This is a genomic window from Mucilaginibacter phyllosphaerae, from assembly GCF_004378255.1.
In the GTDB taxonomy this organism is placed as follows: domain Bacteria; phylum Bacteroidota; class Bacteroidia; order Sphingobacteriales; family Sphingobacteriaceae; genus Mucilaginibacter; species Mucilaginibacter phyllosphaerae.
Genome location: NZ_SNQG01000003.1, coordinates 426,380 through 451,767 on the forward strand (window position 1 = coordinate 426,380; position 25,388 = coordinate 451,767).

The window sequence follows — 25,388 nt, forward strand, 5'->3', positions numbered from 1 at the left end:
TTAAACGTTTGTTTTTATGCGGTAACCCAGGCCGCGTACAGTTTCCAGCCAGTCTGCAGGGGCATAGGCGCTTAACTTTTTGCGGATGTTTTTGATGTGGGCATCAATAAAGTTCGAGTCGTAATCGTCATTGATCAAACTGCCCCAAATGTGTTCGCTTAATTGTGCACGGGTAAGGGTGCGGTTTTTATGCAGCAGCATATAAGCTATCAGGTCAAACTCTTTTTTGGTGATAGCGTTCACCGGGTCGGTATGATGCATAATGGTACGCTCGGTAAGGTTCACTAAAAAACCTTCCAGATCTATCACGTTTTGTGCTACGCCAAATTTTCTGCGGATGATGGCCTGCATACGGCTTTGCAGCTCTAAAAGCGAAAAGGGTTTTGCCAGGTAGTCGTCGGCACCCAGGTCGAGGCCCTTTACCCTGTCATTTACTTCCGCCCGGGCGGTCAGGATGATGCAGGCAGCCTCGGGATTTGCTTTTTTAGCCTCCTTCAACAGGTCGAGCCCGTCATAATCCGGCAGGCCGAGGTCAAGCAGGATAAAATCGTAAAGGTTAACGGCAATTTTTTCTGATGCGGATGCCCCGTTATAGCAGATCTCGCAGATATAATTATTTTTTACCAGGAACAGTTCCAGCTCGTGGGCAAGTGATTTTTCATCCTCTATGATCAATACATTCATCTAATAAAACACGTAATAAAAGGTGAAATTAAAAAATGATTCGCGCCTGTTTTTCAGGGCGCCTTCCACGTTTACCGGGATAGAGTATTTATAAGAAGCCTCTAATGTGTAATGGGGCATATTATAGGCCAGCGGCAGTTTAAAACTATAGTTTAACATGTTAAACTTAGCATTTGCCCTTGCGCGCTTGCCATTTTCAAATTGCGTATTAATATTATCTATCTCTGACCGGTACTGATGGTCGACCGAGTAACGCTGTACAAAGTTTTGTGTACCAAAAATAAGGCTTACCGATGGATTTATCGACAAAAAATCCTGATCGTTAAAGATATTAAAACTGCTCTCGTAGTACTTTGAGTTGGTAATGGTGGTGAATATGTCATACGATTTACCAAAAAGGTAATCAACCGTAGCGCTGGTTTTCAGCAATTTCCAGTCGAGCGTGTTCTTCCAGTTGATATCATTAGATGCGGATGATTTAATGATGTTGGCTTCTTTGTTAAAAATAAACCGGGTATAACTTAGGGTGCCTGTAAACTTTTTAGATAGCCGGTAGTAGTAGCCCCCACCCAGGTCTATTTCATCCACAAGGGGTTTATAACCCAACACTTTTAATGCCGAGCCATATACAAAAAAGCCGGATTTGGTGTTAAAAATTATATCGGTAGACATGAATGGATACCTGATAGGGCCCGTGCGGCCAAAGAAGAGGGCGTCGCTGCCATAAGTTATACCTGCCGAAACCGAATTTTTACGTACAAGGGTATCCGTATCGGCCACTGCATAGCTATCCCGGTATGCTACCCTGCCAGGCTTTGCGGCTGAAGCATTTAAAACACTGCAGGTAATTATCAATAACAGAAAGCCAAAGTATCTCATCAGTCGTTTCTCCTTGGTATTTCGGGCGGGCGTTCCAAACCCTCGGGCCTGCGCTGGCGTTTGGGCTTTGGTTTTGCCGGGTCAACAATTTCTATTTTTTCGGGTATTGGCTGTTTTTTAGCCCTGGCAACCTCTTTTATCTTTTTCTTTTCTTCATCAGATTGCCTCTGCCTGCCTTTTGTTACAGTTGTATCGCGTTGTTGTAACGTGTAAAATGTATTAAATGTATTGTTTATGCCTAAAGAACCACCATGCAGGCCAGAATTATTTTTAGCGTATGACAAGCGTGGTGCGAATATCATGAAGAGTACAATATACAAAAACCACTTTATCATTTTGGGGGCAGGAACGCTTAATATTTGCAAAGATACGCAGGTAACTGCCTTTGCAGGTATGAATTTATTGTTATTAAAAAAAATTGCGCTAAACACGATGGGTTTTTCCCGGTGTTTAGCGCGTTAATGGTAATAGGTTTATGGTGCCGGTATAAGCAGAAACTTATAGCAGTACGCTAATATCTTTTGACGTGTAAACACGTGCATGGTCGTCAATGATGATACAGGCCATTTGGTTTAACTTATTGATTAAGTATAAGCCCGCATTTATGCCCATTGCAATAACCGGTGAAGCCATGGCATCGGCCAGTTCGGCACCGGGTGTAATAATGCTTACGCTTTTAATTTTACTCACCGGGAAACCATTCTCCGGGTCGATATCGCTGTTTACCTTTTTATTCAGGCTGGGCTCTGCTTCGCTGTTGTAGGAAGTAGCCACTGCCATGTTGCTGATATTGATACCCGCATATGGCTGGTTAGCCTGTGCAGGGTCGGCAGATGCAATGGTCCAGGGGGTATTGTCGGGCTGCAAGCCCCAGGTAAGCAGATCGCCGCCGGCATTAATAACGCCGCTGCTAACGCCTTCCATCTGTAAAATATATTTTGCCCTATCTGCTGCGTAGCCACGGCTGATGGCGCCAAAGCCGATACGCATCCCTTTATTTTTTAAGAATACGGTTTGCGCGTTAAAATCCAACACCACATTGGTGTAATTGGTAAGGCTTATTTTTTTTCTGATCTTTTTTATAACGGTAACCGGGCCGTTAGCAGAATCGTCGGTGGCATTGTTATTGGCTGCTGCGTAGGTAATATCAAAAGTACCATAGGTAAGGGCCGATATTTGCAGGGCGCGGTCAACCAAACGAAAAATCTCTGCATCCACACGTACAGGCTTTATGCCGGCATTCCGGTTAATGTTATTAAGGGCACTGTCTTCCGGAAAAGCGCTTAACAGTTTTTCAACGCGGGTAATCTCGTTAAAGGCACTGTTAATACGGGCAAGCGCCCACACCGCATCATTAGCTACGATGCTAATCCCAAACCGGTTACCTAATAACCGTGTTTCGCGGTTAAAAATGGTTGATGAACCTGATAAATTTTCTACTGCCAGCATAATTTGCGTTTTATACAGTTAAGTAAGTTATATTCAACTATTACGCAGCGTAACGCCCGAATGCAACTTTACAAACGCTAAAATAACGGGGCATTATGAAATTGACATGAAAACAGGTTTTATAGGTAAGAAATAATAATTGCCAAAGAAGAGATATCTACAATAATTGTAAACCCGGCATAAAATTAAAATCTTTAATATTATACGTAAAAAGAGGTATTTGGTGAATTATTGCAGTAGCACCTATTATGGCATCAGGAATTTGGAGACCTTGGCTTAATCTAAACTTTTCGATAAGCTCAGTTGCTAAAACAGATGTTTGAATATCAATTTGAATAGAATCATAAAACCTAAGCTTCTTTTTCATCTGTAATAATTCTGCTTTATTACCCATGCCCTGGTAAAGCTCCATTACGGTTATATCAGATATCGCAATATTATCTAAGCCTATGTTATTAAGGCTTAAGCGTGTAGCTTCATTGCCATTGAATAAATTAATCAGAATATTAGTATCGCACAAAACCATTGGCTGTAACCTTATTTACGCTTCCAGGCGGCATTACGGATATCATCGAGGGTTTTGGGCTGTTTTGCCCATATCCCAAAAAGGGACGAAGGATCAATCGATTTATCGCCCCTGGTTATAGCGCTATTTTCATCAGCCACTAATTTAACCCGCTCTATTTTAAAAGTTTTAAAGAAGGCGGTAAGCTTTTCCAGCTCGCTTTTAGTATCAATTTCAATTGTTATTTTCATATCAATTATTATTAACTCCGGCTACTATCAAATATAACTACTTATAACAACAAGCTTACGCTGCGGTACCTTCTTTCAACCGTTCGGCGTTCTCTGCAAATTGCAGGGCTTCCATAATTTCCTGCAGGTCGCCGTTCATTACGCCGGTAAGGTTATAAATAGTTAAGCCTATGCGGTGCTCGGTTAAGCGGCCCTGCGGATAGTTATAGGTACGTACCTTAGCACTCCTGTCGCCGGTGGCCACCATGGTTTTACGTTTTTTAGATGTTTCTTCCAGGTGCTTTTGCAGCTCCATTTCGTAAACCCGAGATCTTAATACGCCTAAGGCTTTATCATAATTCTTCAACTGCGATTTTTGATCCTGGCACTGGGCAACAATACCGGTTGGAATGTGTGTTAAACGTACCGCAGAATAGGTAGTGTTTACTGACTGTCCGCCCGGACCAGACGCGCAAAACAGATCCTTACGGATATCGCTCACTTGCAGGTCGATATCAAACTCATCCACCTCGGGCAATACCACTACAGATGCAGCAGAGGTATGCACACGGCCCTGGGTTTCGGTATCAGGCACGCGCTGTACCCGGTGCACCCCGCTTTCGTATTTAAAGTTACCGTAAGCATCCTCTGCATTTACGTTAAATACAATCTCTTTATAACCGCCTGCAGTACCTTCGGTATAATCAACCAGTTCGGTTTTCCAGCCGCGGCGCTCGCAATAGCGCATATACATACGGTAAAGGTCGCCTGCAAAAAGTGCAGCTTCGTCGCCGCCCGTACCACCACGGATCTCAATAATGGCATTTTTAGAATCTTCCGGATCTTTTGGTATCAGCATCAAACGGATAACTTCTTCCATCTCATCCTGTTTAACCAGCAGTTCATCCAGTTCCATTTTAGCCATTTCACGAAATTCTTCGTCTTTTTCGGTAGCTAAAATTTCTTTGTTGCTTTCAATGTTGCTCATAATGTTTTTGTAAACATTATACTCGTCAACAATCTTGGCCAGGTCTTTATATTCTTTATTCAGCTGGGCAAAACGCTTCATATCAGCCATTGCTTCGGGGCTGCTTAATTCGCCTTCTACGGTTTTCCAGCGTTGGTATATTAATTCTAATTTTTCTAACATCTTCTTATTTGAAAATCAATTGCAGTAGGTTTTGGGTTACTGCAGCCCCGCTGTGCATTACAAGCTTTTTGCCCGTGCTTTTAAACTCCGCCACACCAAAGCTTTTCATTACCATCGGGTTTAGGTTTGTTATTGCCGTGCAAAAACATGCAAAAATACGCAATTATCGGCACATAATAAATTCAGTGTATTGTAAATAGATTTTTGGGGTAAAATATCGAATGTTGAACACTCAACATCAAATATTGAAATAAGAACACTTCATCATTCAAAATTCAGTATTCTATATTCGTTATTTTGTGGCCTTTTCAAACCACTTTAATTCCAGATTCTCACCGTCAAAAACCGCGTAGGTGTTATGGTTTACCCATTCGCCCAAGTTTACATACCGGCTATTACCGGGCAGGGCTATATCTAATGGCAAGTGCCTGTGGCCGAAAATAAAGTAATCGTAATGCTTGGTTTCTAAGATCTCTTTGGAATAAACCTCCAGCCATTCCTGCTGATGCTGTATCTTCTTAACGTCTTTAGCGCCCGCAATGCGGCTCTTTCTGGACCACGCATTGGCTATGCCCACACCCAGATTGGGGTGCAGCCGCGCAAAAAGCCACTGGCAAACCCCGCTGCGAAAAAACTTTTTCAAAAATTTATACAATTTATCGCCGGGGCCAAGGCCATCCCCATGGTGCAAGTAAAACGTTTTGCCGCCACGCACAATCGCTAATTCGTTGCTGATGATGCTTGCGCCAAGTTCTTCTGTAAAATAATTAAACATCCACATATCGTGGTTGCCTTTAAACAGGTAAAGCTTTACACCGGCATCTGTTAACTGCGCCAGTTTACCTAAAAACCTAACGTAACCTTTGGGCACCACCGTTTTATACTCAAACCAAAAATCAAATACATCGCCCATCAAAAACAGTTCGGCAACATCATTTTTGATCAGATCCAGCCAGCGGATGATGCGGTCTTCCCGCTCGCGCGAGGATGCATAGCTTTTAGCGCCTAAATGGAAATCAGAAGCAAAGTATAAGTTTTTACCGGTTGGCATACGAGGGTCAAAAGTACGGGAATAATTGGCAGATGACAAACCGGTGTTTTAAGGAAATGCACCACATACACACGATGTCAGTTTTTTCGAAAACTTAACGAAGTGGCTAATGGTTTGACAGGCTTACCACGACATATTTGATATTGAAAATCAATTATAAGCTCGCATTCTCCTGCGGCATATATTGCAGGCGTTTGGCGAAATAAATGTCCCAGCTATGCTGCTGCTGGCGGTTAACCATATGCTCGGTATCTTCGTCATAATCCTGGTTAAGCTGCTTGTATTTGGCATCTATCCGGTTAAAAAGGTTCATGGCCTCGGCCGTGTAATTGGCCGTAAAACGTGTGCGTTCTATGGCGCGTAATACCTCCTGCTGCTCCAGGTAGGCAATGGTATAATGGCCCTGTTCGTGCTTTAAAATTTCGGCAAGCTGTTCGGCACTGCTTATCCGCGACCGGTCTATCCATGATTTATAATTGTTCATAAACAGGCGCACATTAGCGTGGATAATATAATCATCGCCCCTGCGGCTGGCCTGGTATTTAAAATCAATAGTGCAGTTGGTGTAGGCAATTACGCCGCGCCCATTTGGCCGCGGCGTTCCCTGAAAATCATTAACAGACAACATCCGGTGCGGTTGCGCCCAGGCAGGTGCAAGCGTAAAACATAGCAGCGCTAAGGCGCAAAAAGCGCGCAGGTATTTAAATATCATTGATGCCAAGGGTAAAGTGAAACTTTACTTTTTGACTTTGTCTGACTGTAAAAGGTTTAAGGCCATCATTTCTTTCATGGTTTGCTGCATCCCATCGGTAGAACCATCCAGGAATATCACGTTGCCGTTCGAGTTCTCTGCAAAGTGTTTGATAGATTCCGTCCACATGGTGAACAGGATAACCGAGGTATCCATATTCGCTTCCTGCATCTCTTTGGCAGCAACCGTCATACCCTTGGCCACTTCCTCGCGGAAAAGGGCAATACCCTGGCCACGCAGTTGGGCCGCCTGGCGCTCGGCCTCGGCCGAGATCTTGATGGCATTCCCCTCAGCCTCAGCGGCTTTGGTTTTGGTGATCAGCAATGCCTGCCCCTCATTTTCTGCAGCAGCTTTTAGGTTGTTGGATGCCACCACCTGGCTCATCGATTTCATAATGATGTCATCAAAGGTAATATCGTTCAGTTGCAGATCCTGCAGGTGGTAACCCCAGCCCTCTAATATTGTATCTAACTGTTCCTTAACGTGTTCTACAATATCGCGGCGCAATATCAGCACTTCGCTTTGGCGTTTGGTGGCTACAAATGCACGGATCGAACCCTCTACGGTACGGATAAGCGCTTGCATCAGGTTACGTTCATCCACAAATTTAAAGGCCACGTTTTTGATGCTTTCTTCTTGCTGATCTAATACCGAATAAAGCAGCATGGCCTTGAAATAAACATTAGCCTGATCATAAGTAACAGCTTGAAATTCAAGCTCTACAGAACGGTTCTGGATAGATATTTTAGAGTAGATCTGCTCTACCAGCGGGATCTTAAAGTTAAGCCCCGGCGTTAGGATACGGCGGTATTTACCAAAAATGGTTACCACGGCTATGGTGCCCTGTTTAACGGTTACAAAGGATGATAATAATACAATGATGAGAAAGAATGCAACCAGGTAGGCTACAATTGTTGATGACGTCATTTTAGGCTTTATATTTTTATAAATATAGGTTTAATAATAACAGGTGCAATAGGTTCTTTTATTTGCAAGATAGGGGGCGTACCTACGGCACGCTGAAAAGCAATAAATATTTGCTACAAAGCGGTAGTGCCTAAGGCACATGCTTGGTAACAGGCAGCTAATGAAATTTATCTTTCAGTACCTCTTTAACAATTAATAAACTTTAGGCGCCATTAATAAAATACAGTTACTACTGTAAGTTGTATTTTTAGCTATTACTGAAACATAAATTTGCCCCATCGGGGCTACCGCTTTGTAGAACAAGAACAGGTTTTTTCTTGCTCCGTAGGAGCTACCCTTTGCCAATCTTATTCCGCCCTCCAAATGGCATCTACAAACCATTTTTTGTTATCAAAAAATTGATTTAAAGGTTTAAATTTTGCCTGGGTTGCCAATTCATTTACTTCCTGAGCGGCGTACTTCTGAGAGATCTCCATATAAATATATTCATCTCTTTCAAAAGAAATGGTTTGGTGCCCGATATTCACTTCCTGATCGGCCAGGCTGATCAGATAGCTTTTGCAGGAACCGGTTTCCGGGTCATACATGGCGTAATGATCAAACTGCGAGGTATTAAAATCGCCGCCCAGTTCGCGGTTAATGCGTTCCAGTAAATTCAGGTTAAAGCGTTTGGTGATGCCGCCTTTATCGTTATAAGCAGCTAATACAGTTGCGGGGTTTTTCTTTAGATCAATACCGATCAGCAGCATATCGCCGGCAGACAGGTTATTGCGTAACTCCTCGCAAAAACCTTTGGCCGCTTCTACAGGCATATTACCAATATTTGATCCCAGGAACAGCACAACTTTACGCCTGTTAGAAATAGCTGCGGCTTTTTTAAGCATTTGAAAATACTCACCGTTAAGTCCCTCAATTTTTATCCCCGGCAAAGTAACCGGCAAAGTGATGTTTAGATACGATATTACATTTTCTGAGATATCTATCGGCAGGTAAGTAAAATCGGCATTATTATCTATCAGGTACTTTAATAAGCGGGTAGATTTTGTGGCATCGCCTGCACCCAGTTCGATCAGGTCAAAAGCATCCCCATCTGCAATAATGGCTTTACAGATCTCTGCCGTTTGGGTGGTGAAGATCTCCATTTCGCAATTGGTAGGATAGTATTCTTCGCAGCTCATCAATTCCTGAAAAAGCTTATCGCCCTGCGCATCATAAAAATATTTAGAGTCGAGGCGTTTTGGGGTGGATGTTAAACCCGCGATAACGTCCTGATAAAACTGATCGTCTGTAAGGGTATTATCTGTGGTTTGTTGTGCTGCTGTAGTGGTAGATGCCATGGGTATGATATTGTGATATTATTTAGCAAGACGTATGCCAGTAAATTGCCAGCGTAACTCCGGCTGAAAGAAATTGCGGTAGGTAATGCGACTATGATCCGGCGAGGTTACTTCTGATGCCCCGCGCAATACCTTTTGGCCTACCATAAACTTGCCATTATATTCGCCTATGGCGCCGGGTGCCTTGGCAAAACCCGGATAAGGCAGATAAGCACTTTCCGTCCACTCCCAGCGCAAGCCCCAGCTAAATTGGGGGGCAGCTACCTCCCATTCAAACTCGGTAGGCAAGCGCAGGCCTTTCCAGGAAGCGTAGGCATAAGCCTCATAATAGCTAATGTGGGTTACCACATCATGCAAATGCAGTGTTTGCAGGCCCTGGTAGGTGTAATTATGCCATTGCCCATCCATATTGTGCCAGTACATCGGCGCTTGTACCTGGTTGGTGTTCACCCAATCCCAGCCGGCAGCGTGCCAATGCCTAAAATCGTGATAACCGCCTGCGTTAATAAACTCCAGATATTCGGCATTGGTAACCAGGTTAGGGCTTATCTCAAATTCGTTTAAATAAACTTTGTGGCGGTTCAGCTCATTATCAAAAGCAAATCCTTCGCCTTTAAAACCAACCTCGTAAATCCCTTCGTTTATCCGGATGAAACCACCATCGCTATGTTGCGCTTTTGGCGATACGTAATGATGATCATATGCGGGGAAAAGCGGGTTGTTACCCAGGATGTATTTAATATCTGTCAATAAAAGTTCCTGGTGCTGCTCCTCGTGGTTAAAGCCCAAAACCAGTAGTTCTTCAACATCGGGGCTGATGTTTCCACAGGCCAAAAAGTTGTACATGGCATCATCCACATACTTACGGTAACGCTTAACATCAATTACGGTAGGGCGGCTTAAGTTCCCCCTGTCTGTACGGATCACGCGGTTACCTACAGTTTCGTAATAGCTGTTAAAAACGTAATTATAATTGGGGTCGAATTCCTGGTATTCGGCAAAGTAAGGCTTTAAGATAAAGGTTTCAAAAAACCAGGTAGTGTGGCCTATATGCCATTTGGGCGGGCTAACATCAACTACAGGTTGTACTACGTAATCTTCTGTTTGCAGCGGCTCGCATATTGCATCTGTTCGCTGGCGTACTTTTTTATAACAGTCGGCTAAATCCATTGTATTATTTGCTATCCAAATAGCGTTTAAGATCTGAAATTGTTTTGACACCAAGTTGTTTTGCCTGTGCCTGGCGCATCATTAAAGCATACGCATTATTAAACCCAATTGGTTTTAACCATTTAATTTTATACCGTTTTTTAAACTCGCGCTGCACATAGTTATAAGTGCTATCCTTGCTAACCTGCAGCCGGGTAACTGTTTGCGGGGCCGCTTGTAATATGGCTAAAAGCCCTGTGCCGGTATATTCGGGGTAAACGTCTATCTGGTCATTAGTCATGGCATCAAATACTATTTTGGTGCCACCAAGGCCGGTTTTAGTGGCCACGTTGTAATTGGTATAACCCTTTATCAGCATAGTGTACATACTGGCTAAAATGTACTGCTCACCAAATATTTTTGAGCCAATACGTACCACACCTTCGTTGCCGCCACGATCCGGCTTATACAATTTTTTAGCTTCCAAAAAATCTTTTGCAACCCGCTCGGGCGTTTGGTGAAGATAGTCGGTACGATAATTTAATTCGGTCATTACCGAATCATTTATTAGGCCCGATAACTTATTCAGCGTTTGCTCCAGCTCCGGGAATTTTCGCAGGGCATCTTCCCTAACAATAGGCGCAGCATAATAAGGCGGGAAGATCTTTTTATCATCGCCCAACACCAGCAGGTCATAAGCCTTCAGGCGCCCATCGGTGCTGTAGCCGCTGATCACGTCCAGCTCCTTCTCCTGCGCGGCCTTATACATTACCGCATCGTTGATCACAATAGTGTGGATCTTTAAGCCATACTTACTGATGAGGCCCAGGTTACCATCCTGCCGGCCCATAAACTCGGGCGTAAAACCAGCGGTTAATTTACTGCCATAGGCCGATGGGATAAAGTACAGGCAAGAGAGTACCAGCAATACAACAGGTGCAACCTTTACCGCGCCCTTTACTTTTTTAAAGTTAAGGTTTTGCACCAGCGATAACAGGAAATCAAACAATACAGCTAATAGAGCCGCAGGTATGGCCCCGGCCAGGATCATGTTGGTATTATTAAGCGAAATACCGCCGAAGATGAATTCGCCCAGTCCACCGGCTGCAATATAGGATGCCAGGGTAGCCACACCTACGTTAATAACCGTAGCCGTACGGATCCCGGCCAGTATCACCGGCATGGCTAAAGGCAGTTCTACCTTAAAAAGCACCTGCCACTTATTCATCCCCATAGCTACAGCCGCCTCTTTAACGGTTGCATCCACCCCGGTTATGCCGGTATAGGTATTACGGATAATGGGCAAGAGCGCGTAGAGCAGCAAAGCTACAATAGCAGGCTTGGCGCCGATACCTAAAAGCGGGATCATAAAACCAAGTAAGGCAATACTGGGGATGGTTTGCAATACGCCTGCTATACCTAACACTAAGCCCGACAATTGCTTTTTACGGGTGATATAAATACCCAATGGTAAACCTATTAATACAGCTATAAAAAGCGAGATAAAGGTTAGCCCGATATGCTGCATGGTTTGTACCAGCAGCTTATCGCTTTGCTGCTGCATAAACTCCCATAAGGTTTGCTGATGCTCATTCATGCGGCTGGTGGTTTTTATAATGCGAGTAAGCGCTCATTAACTGGCTGAACGTTACCGAGCGCACCTCCTTACTTTGCTGGTTAAGGATGTTGATGTTTTCGCGAGGGTAAAACTTATAACTGTCCAGCGCATCCCAGATGCCTGCCGAGGCCGGTACCTGCGAAGTATTGATCTTTTTACCGGTATCCGGCAGGTACTGCCAGATATCGGTCAGTTTAATGGTTTTTAGCTCCAGTTGCAGGTGCTGCTCTTTCAAAAAATCTTTCACAAAATCATTAGCCGGGTAAAACAGTAATTCGGCAGGGGTGCCAATCTGCACAATCCTGCCTTTATCCATCAGGGCTATACGGTCGGCCAGTTCAAAAGCCTCCTGCACATCGTGCGTTACTATGATGATGGTTTTACGTTTTAGTTCATCCAGTTCTTTAAACTCGTGATGTATTTTAGTGCGGGTAACATTATCCAGCGCGCCAAAGGGCTCGTCCATCAGCAGTACGGGCGGGTCGGCAATTAAAGCCCTTGCCAGGCCAATGCGCTGCTGCTGGCCGCCGCTTAATTCGCCGGGGTAAGCGTTAAAATAATCTTTAAACAGGTGCAGTTTATCCAATAATTCTTTAATACGCTTGTCGGTTTTGGCTTTATCCCATTTAAGCAGGTTGGGTACAATGGCTATATTTTCGGCTACGGTATAATGCGGAAACAGGCCGTTATTTTGCAGCACATAACCAATGCTTCGGCGCAAGGCTTCCGGCTCCTGCTCCATCACATTTTTGCCGTTGATGGATATGGTGCCACTATCGGGCTCTATCAGCCTGTTCAGCATTTTAAGGGTGGTGGTTTTGCCACAACCGCTGGTACCCAGCAAGGCCAGTGTTTCGCCAGCGTTTACTTCAAAAGAAATATCATTAACAGCCTTGGTTGTGCCAAATGTTTTTACAAGCCGCTCAACTTTTATCATAAAAACACTTAATCCTCCAGGGTCATAAATAAATTATTGAGCGATTCTGAATAGGTTGGATGCGCAAATACGCAATACCTGATCCTATTATACGTAATACCGCCTTCCATAGCCATTTGCAATACACTCATGATCTCGCCACCTTCTGTACCCACAATGGCAACACCCAGTATCTTTTTTGTTTTAGCATCTACCACGGCCTTCATCAGCCCGCGGGTATCGCCGGTTTCTATGGCCCGGGCCACATGCGCCATCGGCAGCGTAGCCACCTTATAATTCAGGCCCTGCGCTTTGGCCTCTGCTTCGGTAATGCCTACGCGGCCCAGTTCGGGATCAGTAAACATGCAGTACGGTACCGGGCGGTTGCGCGTGCTCAGGTTTTGCTTTTCTATCAGGTTGCGGTAAACAATGGTATAATCGTTGTAAGAAATATGCGTAAATGCCGGGCCGCCTTTAACATCGCCCAGAGCATAAATGCCTTTTACATTAGTTTCCAGTTTGGCATTAACCTGTATAAAGCCTTTGTCATCAGTTTTCACACCGGTTTTATCTAACCCCAAAGTATCGGTTTGTGGCGCACGGCCAACCGCTATGAGCACATGGCTGCATTTTATTTTTTCTTCGGCATCGCCCACCTTAACTGTGGCGGTTATTTTACCTTTTTCCTTTTGCTTAAAACGGGCAGCCTTTGCGTTGGTATGTATAGTGATGTTTTCCTGCTGCAGAATTTTAGTTATCTCGGCAGATATATCCTCGTCTTCGCGTGCAAGTATATTTGCAGATCTTTCTATAATGGTTACCTTGCTGCCAAAGCGGGCAAACATCTGCCCAAATTCTAACCCGATGTAATTACCGCCAAGTATCATTAAGTGTTCGGGCACTTTTTCCAGCTCAAGTACACTGGTAGAAGTAAGGTAATCTATGCCATCCAATCCCTCAATATCATGCGGAATAATAGGTTTGCCACCCGTATTTATAAAAATAAGGTCGGCTTTAAATTGCTGCACACCATCCTTTGGCGTTTGCACGGCAATAGTTTTGATACCTGTAAACGAGGCATCACCAAAAAGTACATCCAGGTTTTTGGTTTCCTGCGCGGCCTTCAGGCTCCCGTTACGCGATTTAAGCAAAATATCATCCTTATGCTTTTTGATCTGCCGCATATCCACCTTATAACCTTTTATGGTTACACCCATATCATTGCATTTGCCCGCCAGGTAAGCAACACGGGCGCTGGCAACCATTGTTTTGGTAGGTGTGCAACCATCATTGATACAAGTACCGCCATAATAGCGTTTCTCAACGATCAGTGTTTTTTTGCCTGCAACGGCTAACTTTTTTGCCAGCGGCGCGCCTGCCTGGCCGGAACCAATAATTATTGCATCGTATTGCTTCATGTTAGTCGGTTATTTTTACGCCTTTCCAAAAAGCGATATAGTTAGCTATTTGTGAAGCGGCAGCCTTAGGCTCGGGATAGTACCATGCAGCATCAGGGTTTTGTTTGCCATCCACATCAAGCGTAAAGTAAGATGCCTTACCTTTCCACGGGCAGGTAGTATGCGTACTGCTTTCCTGCAACAACTCAGGCTTTACACTATCCTTGGGGAAGTAATGATTATTTTCAACTACGATGGTGTTGCTGCTTTCGGCAATTACCTGGTTATTCCAAATGGCTTTCATAAGGTTATGTGTTTGTTTAAAGGTACTTATATATACCGCATTTATAAATAGGCAAAGCCATTTTTTGTTTGATGTAACACACGCTTTTAAGCCGGATAAAAATTCGTTGAAAAAAAACTTAAAAAATATTTTTAATTTCTGATGAAAGATATATCTTTGCATTCCCAAAATAAGGGGAACTAAATCAAAAATACTTGATTTAGGCTAACAAAAAGGCCCGTTCGTCTAGGGGTTAGGACGTTAGATTTTCATTCTAGAAACAGGGGTTCGATTCCCCTACGGGCTACTTGGGGGGAAAGGTTGTAAAAAGACAACTTTTCCCCTCTTTTTTTGCCTTGTAAATTGCTGTTTATCAGCAAGATAAGAGAAAGTGGTTCACTCAAATAAGCGGTTCGATGTTGGGTTCCGTCAAAACATAGATTTTTGGGGTACATCGAACCAATAATTTTCCTCTTTTCCTCAACTGGCTGATTTTTATAGTGTTGCAGGATATTTGAATATCGGGCTATTACTACGTCTAAAAGCATCTCAATAGACTTTAACTCATTTGATTTAGCCGGAAGGTCCGCCAGTTTACTTTCTAATAGCCTTAATTCTTCATTACATTCGGCTTTTATCGCTTTAAAATCATCGGCATCAATCTCTTCTTTTAATAGCCTTTTCCTGGCCTTAGATAAGATTAATTCCTGCTCTTCAATCCTATTTGAGATAACTTTCTTTTCATCTAAATCATCCCTGCTGGTTGATCTGCATTCGTCCATAACCACCATTTTAAACAGTTCGCCAACACCCGGTGCTAAATTGAACTTGATCAGTTCATCCTCAAAGTATTGATTGACTGTTTCTGCCTTGAACCTGCATTTACAGGTAGTGCCGGTGCAATGGTAATAATAATAGCGTTCGTGCCTTCCTTTTGATGCGCTGCCTGTTAGCATCCGGTTACAATCCGGGCACTCTAAAAAGCCACGTAGCGGTAGCATATCCTTTGATACAACTTTGGTAGCTATAGGGCGCTTATTGCCATTTAAAATGTTTTGAACTTCATAAAAAAGTGTTTGCGATATCAGGGCCTCATGCTGAGATTTTACAAACTGCATTTCCTCGTTTTCAAATGGGGGAACTACGATGATACCCGCATACATCGGATTGCGGATGAGTTTCCAGAAATTATTGCGTTCACATTTGAGGCCTCTCTGACAAGCAATTTTGCGGACCTGTTCGGCAACAAGAATACCTTTAGACAATTCCTCAAATACCCATTTCATTAAAGCTGCTTCAGGATGTTTTGGGGCGATATACTTCCTTCCATCGGGATACACCAGGTTTTGGTAGCCTTTAGGTGCCGCGCCCATCCAGCGGCCTTCTTTCCTGGCCCTGCGCATACCACCGGAGGTGTTTAACGCTCGTCTTCCATTTTCAGCTTCAGGGATAGATAAATAAACCGCAAGCATTACCGTGCTCTCAGGAATGCTAAAATCAATCGGCTGGTCGATGGCCATCGCCTGCACATTGATCGCCCTTAAAATACCGATCATCTGGTAGGCAAATTCAATGTTCCTGCTAAACCTGTCCCATTTAATGAAAAGGATATTTTCCCGGTCTTTCTTTTTACGGTTTTTAACGACGGTCAACAATTTGTTCCATTCCGGCCTTTTGAAGTTTTTGGCAGAGTAGTCTTCCCGGAAAATACCTTTTACCTCGATGTTGTTAAATTCACAGTGGCGTAGTAAACGGTCTTCCTGTTCAGGCAGGGAGTAGCCTTTTCTTTTTTGCTCATCCGTACTTACACGGACGTATAAATAAGCAGAAGTCATAATAGTAAGAATTTGATAAAGAGAGCATTACAATACGACCGCGTTATGTGTCATTAAAGTATTGATTAACAGTCAATTTAGCCAAAATATATAAGAAATCCAAAATAATCTTCGCTTCTTTTTCGTCAGCAACTATTCCATTTTTGGCAAGCACTTTTACTGCCTGTTCGGGAGTGATATTTCTTTTATGAGGTAGGATCGGTTTCATTATCAAGCCTGTAAGGCTGCAATAATGCCGTGTTTTTTTAGATCAAATTGACAAGTGTTTCGGTACTACAGAACAATAATAATCTTTCTCAACCCTGCGGGAAATTAAGATAAGAGTATTGTTTATCAGCGGTTTCAAACCAGTAAAATCAATTCAACGAGAAAGATAATTAACCCTCGGGGTTCACCTATTAATCAGCGGTTGAACAACCCGAGAATATTCCCGAAAACACGCCGGAAAAACAATCTGATTTTATCCCAGAATGATAATGACTGCGGCACTGTTGAGCCCAAGGAAATAATGTAAGCTTGTATTTGTGTAATTGGAAGCCAATTAACTTTTAAGCCAGGCTGCCTTCTATTAATATAAATTTCAAAATCTTTTTTCAACTCTTCATAATTGCTTATCATGATATCAGCATGTCCCTTTCGCTGCATGTTTCCATTGTAAATACGGAATGAACTGCCCGAACCCTTTAAAAGCAGTGTAAGAATGTGCAATGCATAATATTGAATGTAAGCACTATGGATATAACTTGTATGAACAAAGTTATTCGACCAGCTGTTCAATGTTTTCATAAAGATCACGGGAAATGGCAATACGATCCGGGATGATGATTTTTTTTTGCATTCTTCTGCAATAAATTCCCAGGCTACCTGGGTGAATTTCTTTACCGGTATATCTTTTTTATCCACTATATCGGTATAACCAATGATCTGTCTTCCGAATATTTCTACCATCTGCCTGATTTGGAACATCACCATCGGTTTCAGGTCTCTCAGGTAAAGATCTTCGATTGTATCACGGTCTTCAATATAAAATAATTCCTTAGCTGCTGAAAATATATCGTTCGGACTCAGCACCGGTTTACGCCAGCTCGTCGGCGCAACCCGGTCAACGGATTTGCGGATCTGCACTTCATAGTTAACAAGAAGCTGTTCAAGGTCCACATCAAGGCTGCGGAGGGTATGATCATATCTTCGAACTGTTGCAGGCTTTATGTTTTCGATCAGGTGATTGCAATAATCTTTAGCGGCAAAAAGATGACAATTTAAAAATTCCCTGATTTGTTCTTTACGAATGGCTCCCACGATAAAAAGCTGAGGCACAAGCTGCTCATCTTTATATATCTTACCTTTTAAGATCCCGTCAATATATGCAACGTACCAACTCAGATGTGCCTTTGCAGCGTCGGAATAATCCGCGTCATAAAAGCTTGTCTTGAACTTTACAGCTTCCTCATAAGCTTTACTGTACGCTTCTTTAGAGTAAATTATCGGATAGTTCGTATTTGTTTCAGCTTCAAATTCAAAATCTACTTTAATCATTATTATATCGCAATATGGGATAAAGTTAAAGGCCCGTTCCCGAGCCTTTAACGCAATTACCTGAACTTACCTACAGATCAACAAGGCACTGACCGTATTCACGGGCAAATACCTGCCTGATACTTCGTTTACACCACCAGCCGTTAACTGATCTGATGATGATCGTTTCACCGGCTATAAAGTGTTCTGCTAAAGAGCCGTAAAAGGCAGTGACCATAAAGGGGTTGCCTGTAACTAAAATTTGCTTTGCCATCTTTTTGAATGGTTTTTAAGTGACCGATTTTGCGATGGATAGCGTATAAACGCTGAACGATTGGATAACAACAAATTTAATCATATCCTGCTTAGTAACCAAATACGTCGGTATTACCTAGCGGCCGGAGCCTGATCAGGTTCTGGACAATCCAAATCCTGCTGCAATTTCATCATAGTTCTTCCAATTAACATATAGTGTAAACTGATTTGGTAAACAAAGGATCTCAAACTGCCCGTCGATAAAACTTGGTGATACCATCCAGGATGATAAAATCCTGCCTTCGATCATTTCGGGATGCCCATCAATCATCAACCTGCGCTGCCCTTTGCTGTTAATGGTACCTGCCATAAATTTGCCGGCCACGTCGAAAGATATTGAGTAGGACGATAATATATCACTTTCAAAAAAAGGAAAGTGATGCAAACCGGTATAGGCGCTTAACATATCCGCTTTAAGTTGAACTTCCTGGTAATACCGGGCATGGTTTACGCCTTTCTGTATGAAAAGTTCATCGTAATGCTGCGCAAGCGAATTTTCGCCTTCCTTTTTCACCATATAACTTAACCAATGATTCATTGCAGAGATAGTTATTTTATTGGCGTTGGAACGGTAATGCCTTAATCCATCCGGCGTGATCAGATCTTCCGGCTTTAAATCAAATTCACTGGTCCAGTCAGTAGTATCAAAGTAGCTCGCTTTTATCACCTGCCTTATAGCATCGTCCGAGCTTTCATAATTTTCCAGCAAGATATTTTCAAAAGTCATCGATAGCGACCTTACCAGTACTGCAAGTTCTCTTGTGTGTATTACGGCACTATGGGCGTACGAACTTAAGCCGGCTTCAATCTTCCTGAGATCATCAGGATAATAGCTCATTGAGGAGAGCAGGCGTTGCCGGAATTTTTGAAGCCTTCTTTTATTAAAATACTCTAATGCGTCCAGTTCTGCATAGGCATCATCAGTAACCAGCGGCCCGTCTTCCGGCGTTTTTAGAAATTCCTGCGCATATTCAGATGCCTCTCCATTGGATTCCTTATGGCTTAACTTTTTCTGAAACCTGTTTTCTCTATTCTTTTTTTTCACAATGTTTACGTAAAAAAGACTTGATTTATTAGAAATTAAAGCCGCTTTAAACGGTAGTATTTTTGCATTGCCGATGCCCCGAATCGTTACTTAATCAATCAGAAAAATCACTAAAATGTGATATAATAACAAAATCCCCAGAGCGCTCGCCGCCTGGGGATTTTAACCTAAACCTTATCACAATTGTGAGCGGGTTGCCCACGATTTTAATAGCGTGCAACATACTAAAAAACGATTATATCAATAACAATTACCAGCGATTTGCATTACGATTTTTAGACCGCATATAGTCCTGGAACATTCGCTCGTGGAAACGTTTATCCGCTTCTCTTTTTGACCGCTGGTTATAACCCCATATGAAGAGCGCCCATATGCCGAAGCCTACGCCATAAAGCGGGAAAGGGTTTCTTGCTACCAATGCGCCCCAAAAAGCGAAAGTGGAGATGAAGCAGGAAGCGATAAAATAGAATATTGTTTTCATGATGTTTGATATCTAAATATACTAATTAGATTAGTAAAATCAAAGTTTTTATTCAATTAATTTCATAAATCCTGTTGTGTTTTCGTGCTTCCTGAACATAGTCCCGAATCGTGTCGATAACGTCAGATTCCGGTATGCCAACCATACAGATCACCGGATTTTCGGCATCAGTACTTTTTAAGTTCAGGTTCATCAAGCCCAAGAGCTGAAGGATAAAAGATTGCGTAATGACATAATCTTTAACGCGGTATATTTCCAGCATATCCGTTCTTTTAAAGAATATCCCCCGGCTGATCTTCACGACTTCCGGGGTAATGAGGTAAATGCTTTTTCGGATATATAGCAAACGATACCAGCCCGCAGCCAATGTCCCGATACTGAAAAATACAAATAAAGGCGACAGGTACCAGGCAAGCAGTAAAAAAAGGAGGGCCAAAAAGATGAGCGGTAGAATTTTCAGAACGGCAAAGCTTATTGCCGGTTTCAATAATATTTCATTGTTTTCCATTGTGTTTCAATTGATCTAAAAAGGTGTCGAACCGGATTGGTTTATGGGTGCGTATCCCGGAGCGGATGCCAAATGCTTTCTCAAAAACATTCAGTGAGAGGTTATCCATCGCAAATTCATGATGGCTGTTTTCGGTTTCTATACGAATATTGGGGCTGTTCCAGTACAGCCGGACCCGGCGATCAGCCAGTCCGGCAGCTACTTTAATATCGGCTAACCTTCCTAACAGGCCATTGCCAAATACGAGTGTATATTTTTTTTTCAGCCAGGCGGAGCGCATCCATTGTAACTGACCGTCATGGGGCAGGTTGCCGACGGCAACAAACGCCAGGGTATCAATCCGGGAATAGCGGTGTTTGTTAAGGGTTAAATACGCGATGGCCTCCATCGCGCTGTAAGTAATGACCACCTCCCTGGTGAGGTCATTACCGGCCATCCATACATTTGAGGTGGCAGGAATCCGGTGGAAGTCTTTATCGAAGTATTCGCTATCCGGCCCATAGCTGAATACGAGGTCGGTTACCTGAAAAAAAGCCTGGAGTTCTCCGGGAACTCCAAGCTCAGTTAAAATCGCATTCATTACCGTGAAAAACGGCTTTTACTGTCAAAACGGATGTGCTCATTCGTCGCCACGGGCCGCTGATCTTCTACATCAGCCATAGTGCTATAATAACCGGGGCTTAAAGTACCGGCTTCCTTTTCGTCCCGTTTCTCACCAAAGAGCGCATTCAGCCCTTTGTAAACCATATAAGAAAGCCCGCCGTCAATGACAATAGAAGCGATCAGGGCCAGCTTGTTAGACCGGATACCATTCAGGTCCGTACCGGAATAATTAAACTTGGTCCTGTCGGCCAGTTCTACTTCTTTGCCTTTGCGGTATTTTTCTTTCTGGGCCGGGGTAAGAAATTCATTGTTGACCATATCGGGTGCCATGATCTTTTCGGTGTCAGAAACAATAAACTCACGGGTTTCCGAATCGTATTCTACCAGGATCTCCTTTTTATTGCCCTTATTATCGGTGGTCGTTTTCAGGAAGTTCTCTACTTCGCCTTTTTCCAGTTGCCGGGCTTCGTTGTCATCCAAAAAATCCGGCGTGTCAGGTTTCCTGTAAATAGGATGGATCAACAGATCCGTTTTACCCTGTTCGTTTTGCCGGAGTGATACTTTGGCATCCATGGCTTTGATCTGAATGCCTTCTGCTTCCAGGTTTTCCAGGTGCATCAGGCCAGTCCTGCGACCTGAAAGCAGTGCTTTCAGGTCATTGACGTTCAATAAAAGCTGGCCGCCTGCCGCCAGACCGATGGTCTCCAATTCCCGGAACGGGAGATCCATTTCTTTAAAGCTGATCAGGTTCATCTTATCTTCCTATGCTATGTGAAACTTCCTCTTCCTGTACAATGAGCTGCTGCTCTGCAGGATTATTTTTAGCGTTAACTAAGGATTTAAAAAGGCCGTCATTGGGGCTGACCTTTGTTTTGCCGCCTTCCATATCTTCTACGGTGAAGGTTTTGCCTTTTTTATCCAGCACTTTATAAACGTTATTGTTGTAGGCGATCTCATCGCCCTTTTTCAGGGTCTGATCCTTTGACTTTTCTTCCTTTAACTCCACTTTCTGCCCGATATCCACCACATAATCAAATATTTTCTGGGCATCTGCAGAAGCGCGGAACAACTCAAAAGGCTCATCTTTGAGAATCTTTATCCAGTTATTTACATAAGCCGCGTGCTGCCCGAAATTATGGCCGATCTTCAGTTCGCTTCCCAGCATCAGGGAGGCAATTTCCGCACGCAGTTCCTCACGGGCATAAGCTTCAGAACCAAAACGGCCTTCCATCGGGCGGTCCAGGCGGGTTTGGTGGCCTGTCCAATGCCCGATCTCGTGCAGGGCAACAGCGTAATATTTGGTTTCATTCTCGAACTGCTCTTTTAACGGCAAGCGGATCTGGTCACTGGCTTTATTGTAGTACGCTTCGTTTCCCCCGTGGATAATGACCGCTTTACTGTCGCTGATCAATTGTTCAGCCCTTTCAATAGGGCTCCAGGTTTGCTCACCCTGCTTTTCTTTGAGGTATTCTGCCAGCGGCGGGATTCCCTTGATCTGTTCTGCATTAAACACCCAGGCATTGGTGATAACAGGCTTTTCATATTCGGTAGTGCGGGTTTGCGTTTTGCCATGCTCATCCAGGATCTTGTTACCATCCACATCCCTCATCGCCTCAATATTTGTTCTTTTGACAAAATTGATCAGGGTGGCTTTAGCACCTTTTTCCACCTCGTAACCTGCATAACCGGCTTGTTTGAGGGTCATCCACCGGGGATCAGTATGGCCCTGCATGGAAAGCCATAAGGAGTTCATGCCACGATAATTTTTGTTGGTAGTTGGATTGACAGGAATTGTAAAGGCCGGGGCGTCACTATCCGTCCAGGGTTTCTGGAATGGTGATGTTTCTGCCTGTAATTCCGCGATCAGTTTGTTTGCAATCTGTTCGTGGAGTGGTTTGAAGTTTTTACTCATGATTTCTGTTAATTAAATTTTGATAGAAAAAGTCCATCGGATCGATGTACTGTTGTTTAATGCGAATGCTGAAATGCAGGTGTTCACCCGTGACCTTACCTGTTCCGCCGGTAATGGCGATAGGCTGGCCGGCTTGTATGGATTCACCCTGCGTTACGAATAACTGACTTAGGTGACCATAGACAGAAGTCACATCACCATGGTCTAAAGCGACACTCACCCCAAGTGAACTATCATAGCCGGTATTGCTGACCACGCCATCCATGATTGCGTAAACGGTGTCTGATCTTGCCCGGAAGTCGATTCCGTTATGAAAGGCGTAGTTGCCTGTGAGTGGGTGCCTGCGATAGCCGAATGACGAGGTGATGTATAAATTTTTAAGGGGAAGGCAGATAAGGCAGAAGCAGGCCAGCATTTTCATCTGGAATAAGATTTTTGAAGTTCGATGGCTATACCTGGCTTTGCCGGTTCCAGTGCCGCATTTTTTATGCGTGGATTCTGCTGTACGATTTCCAGTGCCTGCCATTCGGCTTTAGCCGTTCCCCTGTCCTGAAGCATCGTGATCTTATACAGATCCTTATAATCGTTACCACGTATCTCCGAACCATTATCCATCAGTTCAGCAAGTATCTCTTCTTTACCTTTCAGGCGAAGCAGGGCATCAGGATGGTAGACAGCTTCCCGGCCGTCTTCAAAGGCCACATAAATTTCATTATCGTGCAGGCTTTCGTAGTTAACCAGCGCGATTTTTCCCTGTCCTCTTGCCGGATCGTTTTCCAGATCCGGACTGACCATGACGAGGGTGCCGTTTAAACTTTCATTTTTCATGTTATTTGGGTTTTGCTTTTGGTGAATTGGAAGGCAGCGAACGGAACTGAAGTACCAGGTCCTGTACTTCCTGGCTGATCTTGTTAAAGTTCTGTGTTAGTTTTTCGTTCCGCTGCCCGTTAAAATCGTAGAAGGCGGGTAGCGGGCGGTAGTTCTTTTCTTCTCCCGAGATGGCTGCCATATCCAGATTGATCCGGCAGTTGATTGCAGACGTTTCAAACTGCCCGGTAAATTTCTCCTGTGCATCTGCGGCGATAACACCCACCATTTCGCCCGCGTTGAGGGAGGCTATCTTCCCGGCCGGTATCAGCACTTCCAATTTTTCGTTGAGGGAGGTTGAGGTTTTATTGCGGTCAATGGAAAGCCCTTCTCCAATCTGCTTGGACTTACCCAGTATGCGTTCCAGCCATTCGAGTGTTTCTTTATTTCGCACAGAGCCAGACAGCACGTTCCCGATAACAGAAGTGATGGTTGCAGCGGTATCTTTTCCGTACTGCTGATTGAATTGCGGCAGTTCCTGTAAGCCCATCAATACCGCCACTTTATTGCTCCTGGCTGTAGCGATCAGGTTTTCCACCTTATGTACAAACAAAGTTGGTACCTCATCAATGATGAGTGCCGAAGGCAGGTTGCCTTTGGTGTTGATCAGCTTTGTCAGCCGGTTAATCACAATGGAATAGCAGGCCGAATTGATGTTCTGCGTATTGGGGTCGTTTGCCAGGACGAGTATGCCGGGGGTATTTTTATCTGATATTTTCAGGTTAAAATCATCGCCGGAAAACACCCAAAATGTTTCTTTGGTAGACAAGCGGCTGATAAAGATCTTCAGTGTTCCGACCTGTCCTTCGAGCTGGTCAAAGGCTTTCGCATGGTAGGCGCTCATGAACGGTGAGAGCAGCGAACGCAGTTCCGGTTCGGATACCAGTACGTTGAATATTTCCTCGTAGGTACAGTTAAGCAAGGCCAGAACATGCGGCAGGCTGGAATATTTACCGTTGGCGTATTTACTGAGAAAGTAAATGCAGGATGCCAGGAAGTTGATGGCCGACTGCGTAAAGAACTGATCGCTTCCGCCCGAGCGGTCTCCTTTCTTGAGGGCTTCCACCAGCCCTTCCGCGGTTTCCGCCGCGTCTGCCAGTGAACGTATATAATCTGCCCGCCAGGGATTGATGCGGCGGCTGTTTTCGGGGTCGTTAAGATTGAGCACATGAAAAGCATAGCCTTTCATTTTACCTTCTTGCTTTGCTTTCAGATAGTGGTAGTAAGCGATCTGCCCCAGGTCGGGAAACTTGAAGTCATACAGGCAAACTGCGAACTCTTTGGCGATCAGCTGCCGGATAAATGGGTTAACCACGGAAAAGCTTTTACCTGAACCTGGGGTTCCGATGACAATGGTACCCCGGAATACGTTACAGATATTGATCCATCCCTGACGTACTTTGCGTTGGTGGTAAAAGAGCATGGGGATGTTTACCGAATAGGGCGTTTCCACTTTTTTAACCGGCTGCATAAAGCTTTCCGCTTCGGTGTTCCACTTGTCCTTACCCAGCCCGGACTTAATCATTTTAGAGATATTGTCCATAGAAAGGCTGACCAGTATGGCCCCGATGAAAGAGCAGATCATGTAGATCAGGTCATACCATTTCGTGTATGCGCACGCAATGGGTGATGCCCTGCCCTGGCAAGCGATACTCCCGAAAAACAACAGCAAGCCAAGCACTAAGGGATAAACGATATGTTTTTGCGGGTCGAGATCCGTTTCCTTTTTTGACAGGGTTCCCACACTCACCAAGCATATTAAAGTAAATGTGGCCAGCTTGCTGTAGATCAGCCTGCTGTAAATAACGATATGGGCGAGCTTGTCCAGCGGGCTAAAAAAAACGCCCCAGAACGGGGCGTTGTGATAGACGAAGATCGCGGCTTCTAAAAGTATAGAAATATAAATACCACATTGCAGGAAGCCATGCAGCTTCTGCTGTTCGCGTGTTTCTTCCATAAGTTGATCGGTTTTGTAATGCAA

At 43.9% G+C, this 25,388-nt stretch carries 29 protein-coding genes and 1 tRNA gene; 1 reads left to right on the plus strand and 29 read right to left on the minus strand.

Features of this window, described 5'->3' with window-relative positions; all coding sequences use genetic code 11:
* From E2R65_RS10095 to E2R65_RS10170, 16 genes are all read right to left on the minus strand, one after another.
* Nucleotides 1-684, minus strand: a complete 684-nt coding sequence (locus E2R65_RS10095; RefSeq protein WP_134336368.1) for a response regulator transcription factor — start codon at nt 682-684, stop codon at nt 1-3.
* The gene (locus E2R65_RS10100) at nt 685-1,563 is read right to left on the minus strand and encodes a hypothetical protein (protein ID WP_134336369.1); all 879 of its coding nucleotides are present in this window, start codon (nt 1,561-1,563) and stop codon (nt 685-687) included. It abuts the gene before it with no gap.
* Nucleotides 1,563-1,865: a hypothetical protein gene (locus tag E2R65_RS10105; RefSeq protein WP_134336370.1), complete on the minus strand. Its 303-nt coding sequence runs from the start codon at nt 1,863-1,865 to the stop codon at nt 1,563-1,565. The genes E2R65_RS10100 and E2R65_RS10105 overlap by 1 nt, the downstream gene beginning before the upstream one ends.
* 196 nt (nt 1,866-2,061) lie before the next feature.
* On the minus strand, nt 2,062-3,012 hold the full coding sequence (locus tag E2R65_RS10110) for an FAD:protein FMN transferase (protein WP_134336371.1): 951 nt from the start codon (nt 3,010-3,012) through the stop codon (nt 2,062-2,064).
* Between the two features lie 157 nt (nt 3,013-3,169).
* Nucleotides 3,170-3,538 (minus strand): type II toxin-antitoxin system VapC family toxin, encoded by a 369-nt coding sequence (locus tag E2R65_RS10115; RefSeq protein ID WP_134336372.1) that lies wholly within the window; start codon nt 3,536-3,538, stop codon nt 3,170-3,172.
* Between the two features lie 11 nt (nt 3,539-3,549).
* On the minus strand, nt 3,550-3,768 hold the full coding sequence (locus E2R65_RS10120) for a hypothetical protein (protein WP_134336373.1): 219 nt from the start codon (nt 3,766-3,768) through the stop codon (nt 3,550-3,552).
* Nucleotides 3,769-3,823: 55 nt separating this feature from the next.
* Nucleotides 3,824-4,897, minus strand: coding sequence for a peptide chain release factor 1 (prfA, locus tag E2R65_RS10125; protein ID WP_134336374.1), 1,074 nt, complete (start codon nt 4,895-4,897; stop codon nt 3,824-3,826).
* Nucleotides 4,898-5,189: 292 nt separating this feature from the next.
* Nucleotides 5,190-5,948, minus strand: a complete 759-nt coding sequence (locus E2R65_RS10130) for a UDP-2,3-diacylglucosamine diphosphatase (RefSeq protein WP_134336574.1) — start codon at nt 5,946-5,948, stop codon at nt 5,190-5,192.
* 154 nt (nt 5,949-6,102) lie between these two features.
* Entirely contained in the window at nt 6,103-6,660 is a 558-nt protein-coding gene (locus E2R65_RS10135) for a DUF922 domain-containing protein (protein ID WP_134336375.1), read from the minus strand.
* A 24-nt stretch (nt 6,661-6,684) separates the two neighbouring features.
* Nucleotides 6,685-7,626, minus strand: coding sequence for an SPFH domain-containing protein (locus tag E2R65_RS10140; protein WP_134336376.1), 942 nt, complete (start codon nt 7,624-7,626; stop codon nt 6,685-6,687).
* A gap of 347 nt (nt 7,627-7,973) precedes the next feature.
* Entirely contained in the window at nt 7,974-8,963 is a 990-nt protein-coding gene (egtD, locus tag E2R65_RS10145; protein ID WP_134336377.1) for an L-histidine N(alpha)-methyltransferase, read from the minus strand.
* Nucleotides 8,964-8,981: 18 nt separating this feature from the next.
* Nucleotides 8,982-10,133, minus strand: a complete 1,152-nt coding sequence (egtB, locus tag E2R65_RS10150; RefSeq protein WP_134336378.1) for an ergothioneine biosynthesis protein EgtB — start codon at nt 10,131-10,133, stop codon at nt 8,982-8,984.
* Nucleotides 10,134-10,137: 4 nt separating this feature from the next.
* Nucleotides 10,138-11,709 (minus strand): ABC transporter permease/substrate-binding protein, encoded by a 1,572-nt coding sequence (locus E2R65_RS10155; RefSeq protein ID WP_134336379.1) that lies wholly within the window; start codon nt 11,707-11,709, stop codon nt 10,138-10,140.
* Nucleotides 11,702-12,667, minus strand: a complete 966-nt coding sequence (locus E2R65_RS10160; protein ID WP_134336380.1) for an ABC transporter ATP-binding protein — start codon at nt 12,665-12,667, stop codon at nt 11,702-11,704. The genes E2R65_RS10155 and E2R65_RS10160 overlap by 8 nt, the downstream gene beginning before the upstream one ends.
* A gap of 8 nt (nt 12,668-12,675) precedes the next feature.
* A complete protein-coding gene (locus E2R65_RS10165) occupies nt 12,676-14,064 on the minus strand; it encodes a mercuric reductase (protein ID WP_134336381.1) in 1,389 nt (462 codons plus the stop codon).
* Between the two features lies 1 nt (nt 14,065).
* Complete coding sequence (locus E2R65_RS10170) at nt 14,066-14,347, minus strand: DUF427 domain-containing protein (RefSeq protein ID WP_134336382.1); 282 nt, start codon at nt 14,345-14,347, stop codon at nt 14,066-14,068.
* A gap of 214 nt (nt 14,348-14,561) precedes the next feature.
* Between E2R65_RS10170 and E2R65_RS10175 the strand changes: the two genes are divergently transcribed.
* Nucleotides 14,562-14,633, plus strand: a tRNA-Glu gene (locus E2R65_RS10175).
* Here the strand turns inward: E2R65_RS10175 and E2R65_RS10180 are convergent.
* The 13 genes from E2R65_RS10180 to E2R65_RS10235 all read right to left on the minus strand — a co-directional run bounded on the left by E2R65_RS10180 (nt 14,596) and on the right by E2R65_RS10235 (nt 25,364).
* Nucleotides 14,596-16,161, minus strand: coding sequence for a recombinase family protein (locus E2R65_RS10180; protein ID WP_134336575.1), 1,566 nt, complete (start codon nt 16,159-16,161; stop codon nt 14,596-14,598). The genes E2R65_RS10175 and E2R65_RS10180 overlap by 38 nt on opposite strands.
* A gap of 43 nt (nt 16,162-16,204) precedes the next feature.
* The gene (locus E2R65_RS19720) at nt 16,205-16,369 is read right to left on the minus strand and encodes a hypothetical protein (RefSeq protein WP_165852074.1); all 165 of its coding nucleotides are present in this window, start codon (nt 16,367-16,369) and stop codon (nt 16,205-16,207) included.
* 194 nt (nt 16,370-16,563) lie between these two features.
* Nucleotides 16,564-17,697 carry a hypothetical protein gene (locus E2R65_RS10185; RefSeq protein WP_134336383.1) on the minus strand — a complete coding sequence of 378 codons (1,134 nt, stop codon included), beginning with the start codon at nt 17,695-17,697 and terminating at the stop codon, nt 16,564-16,566.
* A gap of 70 nt (nt 17,698-17,767) precedes the next feature.
* Nucleotides 17,768-17,950, minus strand: coding sequence for a hypothetical protein (locus E2R65_RS10190; RefSeq protein WP_117383595.1), 183 nt, complete (start codon nt 17,948-17,950; stop codon nt 17,768-17,770).
* A 135-nt stretch (nt 17,951-18,085) separates the two neighbouring features.
* Entirely contained in the window at nt 18,086-19,036 is a 951-nt protein-coding gene (locus E2R65_RS10195; RefSeq protein ID WP_117383594.1) for a hypothetical protein, read from the minus strand.
* 250 nt (nt 19,037-19,286) lie between these two features.
* Nucleotides 19,287-19,517: a hypothetical protein gene (locus tag E2R65_RS10200; RefSeq protein ID WP_117383593.1), complete on the minus strand. Its 231-nt coding sequence runs from the start codon at nt 19,515-19,517 to the stop codon at nt 19,287-19,289.
* Nucleotides 19,518-19,569: 52 nt separating this feature from the next.
* Complete coding sequence (locus tag E2R65_RS10205) at nt 19,570-20,025, minus strand: PH domain-containing protein (protein ID WP_134336384.1); 456 nt, start codon at nt 20,023-20,025, stop codon at nt 19,570-19,572.
* Nucleotides 20,012-20,605: a hypothetical protein gene (locus E2R65_RS10210; RefSeq protein WP_134336385.1), complete on the minus strand. Its 594-nt coding sequence runs from the start codon at nt 20,603-20,605 to the stop codon at nt 20,012-20,014. Before E2R65_RS10210 ends, E2R65_RS10205 begins: the two co-directional genes overlap by 14 nt.
* Nucleotides 20,605-21,381 carry a DUF4099 domain-containing protein gene (locus E2R65_RS10215; protein ID WP_134336386.1) on the minus strand — a complete coding sequence of 259 codons (777 nt, stop codon included), beginning with the start codon at nt 21,379-21,381 and terminating at the stop codon, nt 20,605-20,607. The genes E2R65_RS10210 and E2R65_RS10215 overlap by 1 nt, the downstream gene beginning before the upstream one ends.
* Nucleotide 21,382: 1 nt before the next feature.
* Nucleotides 21,383-22,540: an ArdC family protein gene (locus tag E2R65_RS10220; RefSeq protein ID WP_134336387.1), complete on the minus strand. Its 1,158-nt coding sequence runs from the start codon at nt 22,538-22,540 to the stop codon at nt 21,383-21,385.
* Nucleotides 22,533-22,961, minus strand: coding sequence for a M23 family metallopeptidase (locus E2R65_RS10225; protein ID WP_158285248.1), 429 nt, complete (start codon nt 22,959-22,961; stop codon nt 22,533-22,535). The genes E2R65_RS10220 and E2R65_RS10225 overlap by 8 nt, the downstream gene beginning before the upstream one ends.
* A complete protein-coding gene (locus E2R65_RS10230; protein WP_134336389.1) occupies nt 22,958-23,335 on the minus strand; it encodes a hypothetical protein in 378 nt (125 codons plus the stop codon). Before E2R65_RS10230 ends, E2R65_RS10225 begins: the two co-directional genes overlap by 4 nt.
* Nucleotides 23,336-23,369: 34 nt before the next feature.
* Nucleotides 23,370-25,364, minus strand: coding sequence for a type IV secretory system conjugative DNA transfer family protein (locus E2R65_RS10235; protein WP_134336390.1), 1,995 nt, complete (start codon nt 25,362-25,364; stop codon nt 23,370-23,372).
* Nucleotides 25,365-25,388 lie beyond the last annotated feature (24 nt).

Bases quoted from the DNA above. Each gene is read 5' to 3' on its own strand.
- E2R65_RS10095 (WP_134336368.1), bottom strand. From the start codon at position 684: ATGAATGTATTGATCATAGAGGATGAAAAATCACTTGCCCACGAGCTG.
- E2R65_RS10100 (WP_134336369.1), bottom strand. From the start codon at position 1,563: ATGAGATACTTTGGCTTTCTGTTATTGATAATTACCTGCAGTGTTTTA.
- E2R65_RS10105 (WP_134336370.1), bottom strand. From the start codon at position 1,865: ATGATATTCGCACCACGCTTGTCATACGCTAAAAATAATTCTGGCCTG.
- E2R65_RS10110 (WP_134336371.1), bottom strand. From the start codon at position 3,012: ATGCTGGCAGTAGAAAATTTATCAGGTTCATCAACCATTTTTAACCGC.
- E2R65_RS10115 (WP_134336372.1), bottom strand. From the start codon at position 3,538: ATGGTTTTGTGCGATACTAATATTCTGATTAATTTATTCAATGGCAAT.
- E2R65_RS10120 (WP_134336373.1), bottom strand. From the start codon at position 3,768: ATGAAAATAACAATTGAAATTGATACTAAAAGCGAGCTGGAAAAGCTT.
- prfA (WP_134336374.1), bottom strand. From the start codon at position 4,897: ATGTTAGAAAAATTAGAATTAATATACCAACGCTGGAAAACCGTAGAA.
- E2R65_RS10130 (WP_134336574.1), bottom strand. From the start codon at position 5,948: ATGCCAACCGGTAAAAACTTATACTTTGCTTCTGATTTCCATTTAGGC.
- E2R65_RS10135 (WP_134336375.1), bottom strand. From the start codon at position 6,660: ATGATATTTAAATACCTGCGCGCTTTTTGCGCCTTAGCGCTGCTATGT.
- E2R65_RS10140 (WP_134336376.1), bottom strand. From the start codon at position 7,626: ATGACGTCATCAACAATTGTAGCCTACCTGGTTGCATTCTTTCTCATC.
- egtD (WP_134336377.1), bottom strand. From the start codon at position 8,963: ATGGCATCTACCACTACAGCAGCACAACAAACCACAGATAATACCCTT.
- egtB (WP_134336378.1), bottom strand. From the start codon at position 10,133: ATGGATTTAGCCGACTGTTATAAAAAAGTACGCCAGCGAACAGATGCA.
- E2R65_RS10155 (WP_134336379.1), bottom strand. From the start codon at position 11,709: ATGAATGAGCATCAGCAAACCTTATGGGAGTTTATGCAGCAGCAAAGC.
- E2R65_RS10160 (WP_134336380.1), bottom strand. From the start codon at position 12,667: ATGATAAAAGTTGAGCGGCTTGTAAAAACATTTGGCACAACCAAGGCT.
- E2R65_RS10165 (WP_134336381.1), bottom strand. From the start codon at position 14,064: ATGAAGCAATACGATGCAATAATTATTGGTTCCGGCCAGGCAGGCGCG.
- E2R65_RS10170 (WP_134336382.1), bottom strand. From the start codon at position 14,347: ATGAAAGCCATTTGGAATAACCAGGTAATTGCCGAAAGCAGCAACACC.
- E2R65_RS10180 (WP_134336575.1), bottom strand. From the start codon at position 16,161: ATGACTTCTGCTTATTTATACGTCCGTGTAAGTACGGATGAGCAAAAA.
- E2R65_RS19720 (WP_165852074.1), bottom strand. From the start codon at position 16,369: ATGAAACCGATCCTACCTCATAAAAGAAATATCACTCCCGAACAGGCA.
- E2R65_RS10185 (WP_134336383.1), bottom strand. From the start codon at position 17,697: ATGATTAAAGTAGATTTTGAATTTGAAGCTGAAACAAATACGAACTAT.
- E2R65_RS10190 (WP_117383595.1), bottom strand. From the start codon at position 17,950: ATGGCAAAGCAAATTTTAGTTACAGGCAACCCCTTTATGGTCACTGCC.
- E2R65_RS10200 (WP_117383593.1), bottom strand. From the start codon at position 19,517: ATGAAAACAATATTCTATTTTATCGCTTCCTGCTTCATCTCCACTTTC.
- E2R65_RS10205 (WP_134336384.1), bottom strand. From the start codon at position 20,025: ATGGAAAACAATGAAATATTATTGAAACCGGCAATAAGCTTTGCCGTT.
- E2R65_RS10210 (WP_134336385.1), bottom strand. From the start codon at position 20,605: ATGAATGCGATTTTAACTGAGCTTGGAGTTCCCGGAGAACTCCAGGCT.
- E2R65_RS10215 (WP_134336386.1), bottom strand. From the start codon at position 21,381: ATGAACCTGATCAGCTTTAAAGAAATGGATCTCCCGTTCCGGGAATTG.
- E2R65_RS10220 (WP_134336387.1), bottom strand. From the start codon at position 22,540: ATGAGTAAAAACTTCAAACCACTCCACGAACAGATTGCAAACAAACTG.
- E2R65_RS10225 (WP_158285248.1), bottom strand. From the start codon at position 22,961: ATGAAAATGCTGGCCTGCTTCTGCCTTATCTGCCTTCCCCTTAAAAAT.
- E2R65_RS10230 (WP_134336389.1), bottom strand. From the start codon at position 23,335: ATGGTCAGTCCGGATCTGGAAAACGATCCGGCAAGAGGACAGGGAAAA.
- E2R65_RS10235 (WP_134336390.1), bottom strand. From the start codon at position 25,364: ATGGAAGAAACACGCGAACAGCAGAAGCTGCATGGCTTCCTGCAATGT.